7 protein-coding genes are annotated in these 5,935 nt (G+C 33.4%); 6 read left to right on the top strand and 1 reads right to left on the bottom strand.

Features of this window, described 5'->3' with window-relative positions; genetic code table 11:
* Together H4J59_RS03900 and H4J59_RS03895 are read left to right on the top strand one after the other, a co-directional pair.
* The coding region (locus H4J59_RS03900; protein WP_182236977.1) for a hypothetical protein at window positions 1-488 on the top strand (488 nt) is incomplete at its 5' end.
* A gap of 123 nt (window positions 489-611) precedes the next feature.
* Complete coding sequence (locus H4J59_RS03895) at window positions 612-1,124, top strand: regulatory protein RecX (RefSeq protein ID WP_182236975.1); 513 nt, start codon at window positions 612-614, stop codon at window positions 1,122-1,124.
* Between the two features lie 212 nt (window positions 1,125-1,336).
* Here H4J59_RS03895 and H4J59_RS03890 read toward each other — a convergent pair whose 3' ends face one another.
* A complete protein-coding gene (locus tag H4J59_RS03890) occupies window positions 1,337-1,738 on the bottom strand; it encodes a CBS domain-containing protein (protein WP_220469714.1) in 402 nt (133 codons plus the stop codon).
* Window positions 1,739-2,689: 951 nt separating this feature from the next.
* On the opposite strand from H4J59_RS03890, the gene H4J59_RS03885 reads away from it, so the two are divergent.
* The 4 genes from H4J59_RS03885 to H4J59_RS03870 all read left to right on the top strand — a co-directional run.
* Window positions 2,690-3,052 (top strand): hypothetical protein, encoded by a 363-nt coding sequence (locus tag H4J59_RS03885; RefSeq protein WP_182236973.1) that lies wholly within the window; start codon window positions 2,690-2,692, stop codon window positions 3,050-3,052.
* Between the two features lie 57 nt (window positions 3,053-3,109).
* Entirely contained in the window at window positions 3,110-4,633 is a 1,524-nt protein-coding gene (locus tag H4J59_RS19615; protein ID WP_182236971.1) for an NACHT domain-containing NTPase, read from the top strand.
* A gap of 35 nt (window positions 4,634-4,668) precedes the next feature.
* Complete coding sequence (locus H4J59_RS03875; protein ID WP_182236969.1) at window positions 4,669-5,163, top strand: hypothetical protein; 495 nt, start codon at window positions 4,669-4,671, stop codon at window positions 5,161-5,163.
* A gap of 80 nt (window positions 5,164-5,243) precedes the next feature.
* On the top strand, window positions 5,244-5,935 hold a 692-nt coding region (locus H4J59_RS03870; protein WP_182236967.1), incomplete at its 3' end, for an IS256 family transposase.

Genomic DNA, 5,935 nt, shown 5'->3' with positions numbered 1-5,935 from the left:
CAAACAGTATAGATGAGACAAACAGTATAGATGAGACAAACAATATAGATGAGACAAACAGTATAGATGAAACAGATAGCACAGATGAAAAAAATAATAATATGCACAATATCAAAGTTGCAGAGCATATTTTAGCAACAGAAAAACCACATTGGTACTTTAAGCTTTTACCAAGCGAGTGGCTAAGTGATTATAATATTAATTTAAATCATCAATTACAGACAGAAAATAATCAAGTCTATATTCAGTATGGCGTATATAAACATAAACGTTCTGTTATCAGGTTTGCTACAGAAAATAGGTCATTAAGCGATTATTATCATTTATGTTATTCATCTGAATGGCAAATGGTGGCGTTGATGACAGGTGCTTATCAAGACTATCGTCAAGCCTTCAAAAGCTTGATTAAGATAAAAGAACAAGGCTTTGATGGGATTATTGTTAACTCATCTTATTTAAATGCATGGCAATGTAGTAATCGAAACTAATTATCATCAAAAGGCCAATTTTATTGGCCTTTTGTGTAAACCTTGATAGATATTTAATGCCTAAGCGTTTTAAGCAAGATTGACTTATAATAAACCCGATTTTGAAAGTAACAAAGTAGCCACATGTATAAAAAAACAAGTAAAAAAGATGTAAAGCCACAAGTGATTTCTTATGAGCGGGTCAAATCTTATATGATTTGGATGATTGAAAGGTATGGAGATTACTCCGCAAAAGCGTTACTTCAAAAAGCCAATATGTTGTTTAAAGATGATACTCAATTTAATGAGCCAGCACTTAATTATCTGATAGAACATGACATTATTAATGATTTTCGCTATGCAACACGCTTAACTAAAAGTTTATCAGAAAAAAATATTGGTCCTAATAAAATCAAAGAAAAATTGTATCTAAAGGGATTCGCATCCAAGATTATTAATGACTGTGTTGAAGTGTTAGAAACATCTGAGGATGATTATTTTGCTAAGGCACTTTCATTAAAAACCAGAAAGTTTGGCGAAGAGCCTATTGACGATATTAAATTAAAGCAAAAAGCGCTTCGGCATTTAATATCCAAAGGCTTTACCTACTCAATCGCGGATAAAGCGGTCAAATTCAGTGAAAAAGGCGATAAATAAACACTTCTAAATTTAGCTAATCAGATAGCTGAAGTAATCAAAAATAGGCTTTATCAAACATAAGCAATTATGGCTTAAGCATGCTTGCTGCACCATGGCTTATGCTTGATAAAGCCTAAAGCAGTTTACGCGACTAACGAACCATCAATTAAGATAAAGTCATTGTTCTTATTTGCGCGTACTGTGATAAAAACCTGGTACGGTTAATAATTTTACTTATTAAATTTATTAACCGCTGTCAGTAATTGCCGACAAGAAACTTGGCCCACCAACTTACCATCTTCAATAACAGGTCGACGACGATGTTTTTTTAGCAGCATGTCCTGAGCGACATTGATAATGTCATCATTAGGGTGAGCAACAACTATATTTTCTTTAGTCATATATTCACTCACTACACCAACACCAATATTATTGTAAGTGCTTTCGAGTATGGCGGCTAAACAATCCATTTCGGAAAGTACGCCTACGAGGACTTTCTTTTCATTTATTACACAAACCCCTGAGACCTTATTATCTATGATGATTTTCATCGTATCTAATAAATTATCATCCTCTTTGACCTTGATTGGGTTAGTGATCATATAATCGCGCAAACCAACTGATTGAAGCATGGTAAATCACCTTTTAGTTTAGTAATAATTTTCATTATGTAAAAAATTGACCGGATATTTTTTGAGCTCAAGCTTAAGCTTCGGCCACCGAGCTTAATAGAATATAAACGTCATATCTAATATAAGTCAAAGAATACTATAAATATTTTTCAATTCAGCGAATAATAAGCGATGAAAAAAACTAAAAAACAATGGTTATAGCCATTTGATTAACTAAGTGTTCTACTTTTTAATGCGAAAAAAATGGATAAATACAAGCTATAAAATTTACTCAGTAGTTATTCACCTTATAAATTTTATAACGTCATAGTTTTGAATTTTAACCATTAAAAATGAACAGTTAATTAATCAACTTGGTATATACATTAACTAGAGCCTACCTTTATGCTGCTTTGATGTTAAGAAAAATAGCACTGAAAATAAAAAATATCTTATATTTTAAATAGTAGATCATAAATATCTTCATTTTACTGTTAACAATAGCAGGCTCGATAGCTCGCTTACAATAAATGCGACGAACATTTATTAGAACCATTTTGGCTTAGTCATACTTAGATGAGTTACGAACTAGCCATAGCTTTATACATCGATTCCCATTGATTTTAAACTTGTTTTACCTCAGACGTTAATTGCCAAAAGGCTTAGCTAAATAGTACAACTGTCGGTATTCGAAAATTTAGAGAATGGATTATCTGGCTTGATAGCTCCTCTAGGCGACATGTGAAATCATTTATTATTTTTTGGGGCAAAGCTAGTAAGAAAAACAGTCATAACGTCACAAATCATCACTTTGTGCGCAAAGGAGACGTTAGACTTAAATTTTTTTCCATATATTTTCTAATGAATTGATAAGCTTATTCTAATACTGATATAGTAATTTAGGAATGATTAGAACCGCGTTGTGGATGTAATTTTTAGTTACTATCACATAAAAACCAAGGACGTAGCTAGATGCTTGATGAATTAATTGAATTAGATGAGAACAAATACAGTAAAACTATAATTAAACCTTTATTTGAAAAAATCTATAACTGTCGAGTTGAGTTTACTGGCGGGGGGATCGAAAAAGGTAGAGATTTAATTGTATATAAAAAAGATGAGTTAGGTATAGAAGATTATATTGGAATACAGGTTAAAAAATTAAAAGCAACGTCAAACTCAGCAAAGAATAGTTTTCAGCAATTATTAACTCAAATTGAACAGTTAAAAAATGAAGGTGTTGTTGAGCAATGCACTGGACAAAAGCTTAAATTCAGAAAGTTAGTGTTTATCACTCCTTATACTATATATGATCGAGCATATGACTCTCATTGAGGCGCTTTTCAAAAAATTATAGACTTAGGTGTTACCATCCTTGATGGTCCTAAGATAGTGAATTTAATTAAAGTTAATATGCCTGGTCTTGAACGTCAGATAACAGGTAAAGATGTATATATAGAGAACAAGATCCTGCCAAAACTAGTCAACACACATCTTATGAGTGCTCTAAACTTTGATGGGTTTAAAAATATTTCTGATTTATTTTGTGAAACAAGTTTCATTGCCGGAAATAAAGAAAGTCTTTCTCCAATAACTAAAGTATTACCTAATTCATCTCGTACTTTAATCGCGGAATACCATGAAATGGACTACTTTATTCAAGCTAATATAATGAGTAATACTCATTTAGGCTGTGACTTTTTTGATTCTGCCGTACTTGATAAAATGCAAACATCCTATGAACTAAATCAACGATTAGAAGATGAAAAAAGGCCTATCGAATTTGAAAATGAGAAAATAAGATTTCTAATTAACTCCCGAATTACTAACAGTAAATATAGAGATCTTTACCCAAAATTTGATGATAGAGCTGATTTTGAAAACTTTTTCAATGTAGGTTATGAAAGCTGCAAAATCGATGGCGATAAACGTGAATTTTACAGAGAAGTACTTGAGCTAGACACTGAGTATAGTAATTACACATCAAATATAAAAAGAGAAGCGGAAATTAGATTAGAGCAAAGTCGTCATCAAAAAAGCTTTGAACTAGGCGCCCATATTGAAAAAGTCAGTATAGAATATAATAAGGTTGTTGATGAATTTTTATTGGCTGGTAAAAGTATCAAAAATAATCTGAAATCATACCTACACTTATTATTAAAACTAGAAAGTACCTTTCCATTTATTCTAGATCATAAAGAATTATTTAAAATGGGAGACCTAAAGGGCTTTGATAAAGACAAGCCGGTCCCTATATCGCTTGTAAAAATATTTGATTCAAAGCTAAATACAATCGTTCTAGGTGGTGCAGGTTCTGGGAAAACAACTAACTTACAAATGTATACCCGAAGTTTATGTCAAAATAGAGAAAATGAGTTAGTTATCTATATGACATTAGACCGTCTAGCAACATTATCTACCAAGGTTGAAGAGGAAGATGTTCTAACTGGGCTTTTTCAATATATTCAGACGTTGGATCCTCTACTTTATTCTAAATCAGAGTTGGACTTGTTATTAAAAAACAGTAATTCTGTCTTAATCCTTGATAGTGTTGATGAAGCAATTGTTAATTTCGATTGGATTTTAGATGCTTTAAAAGCGTTTTCAACTAAATATACAAAGTGCCAAATTATCACTTCTTCTAGATATACCGTCAGAGAAACAAAGAGTTTAGGTTTTGTTAATGTCTCTTTATTACCATTCAATGATGAACAAAAGCGTAACTTCTTCCAAAAATGGTTTTCAGAGGAGCCAGACAAAGCCTCTGCAATAATGGAACACTTAAAGGAAAATCCGGCATTAGACCAGATTGTTACTAACCCACTATCAGCAACTATTATGTCTATATTACAGAGTAGTGGTGTACCTTTACCTAAATCGAAGCTTCACTTTACAGAAAGAGATTCGATCTTTTAAGCGGTGTTTTTGATCGTTTTAAAGGTGTTAACAGGATGGACTGTCAACCTGATGTATTACTTAATGCAGCTAAGGTTTTAGCATTCAGTATGCATGTAAAGCGAGTTAGAGAGTTATCGAAGGTTCAAATCATTGATATTTTGACAGAGAAGTTGATTGATGAAACCGATATTCACTCAATTGTTAGGGAGTTGATTAGTCCTGCAGAAATATTACTGAGTACACCTAATGGTGGATATGGGTTTGGTCATTTACGATTTCAAGAGTATTTAGTCTCTGAGCAACTCGTCCATGAAAGATCGTTTAATATTTATAAATATATTACAAATCCATGGTGGCATGATGTGTTTATCTTATACTCACAGCACGCTCATTGCATCGAGTGGATAATCAATCACGCCGCATCAAATGACTATACAAATAAAATCAATTCTTTACTTAAAATTATGATTTCACAAAGGGCTGGAGTTGAAAAAAGTAAATTAACGTCAAGGTTAGAAATAGCGGTAAGGGATGAAGCAGGATATTAAATATTTTTTGATGACCCTTTAACAAAATCTGTGTAACTGCCTATTATTAATACCCATGTAGGGTTAAGGATAGGCAGACTATGAATAAGAAAGCACTCGAAGCGTTTGGTAAGCAAGCGGCTAAATCAATTAAGACAGAAGCAGACTTAACTGACTTTCTTAGAATGTTAACCAAGATAACGGTTGAAGCAGCACTTAATGCTGAACTAGATGAACATCTTGGTTACGCTCGCCATGAGCAATCCCAGCAAAATAACTACCGTAATGGTTATTCATCGAAGACCATCAGAACCGAAGATGGTCAAGTCGATTTAGATGCCCCACGCGATAGAGATTCAAGCTTTGAACCTCAACTTGTGAAGAAAAACCAAACCCGCTTCACCTCGATGGACGACAAGATTTTATACCTGTATTCCAAGGGTATGACCACGCGTGATATCGTCGCTACCTTCAAAGAAATGTACGATGCTGATGTGTCACCCTCGCTTATTTCTCGCGTAAAAAACGCCGTTATTGAGCAAGTGATTGAATGGCAAGCCAGGCCACTCGATGCGGTTTATCCCATTGTTTATTTAGACTGTTTGGTGGTTAAAATCAGGCAAGACAAACGCGTGATTAATAAAGCAGTTTATCTGGCTTTAGGCGTCAATATTGAAGGCCATAAAGAATTGCTCGGCATGTGGATATCCGAAAATGAAGGGGCTAAGTTCTGGCTCAACGTGTTAACTGAACTTCAAAACCGAGGGGTAAAAGATATTCTCATCGCCTGTGT

This window comes from Colwellia sp. MB02u-10 (assembly GCF_014077185.1).
Lineage (GTDB): Bacteria > Pseudomonadota > Gammaproteobacteria > Enterobacterales > Alteromonadaceae > Cognaticolwellia.
This window is presented reverse-complemented; position numbering and strand designations above follow the sequence as displayed.

Excerpts from the sequence above, each read along its gene's own strand:
- H4J59_RS03890 (WP_220469714.1), bottom strand. The coding sequence starts at position 1,738 with ATGCTTCAATCAGTTGGTTTGCGCGATTATATGATCACTAACCCAATC.
- H4J59_RS03895 (WP_182236975.1), top strand. The coding sequence starts at position 612 with ATGTATAAAAAAACAAGTAAAAAAGATGTAAAGCCACAAGTGATTTCT.
- H4J59_RS03875 (WP_182236969.1), top strand. The coding sequence starts at position 4,669 with ATGGACTGTCAACCTGATGTATTACTTAATGCAGCTAAGGTTTTAGCA.
- H4J59_RS03885 (WP_182236973.1), top strand. The coding sequence starts at position 2,690 with ATGCTTGATGAATTAATTGAATTAGATGAGAACAAATACAGTAAAACT.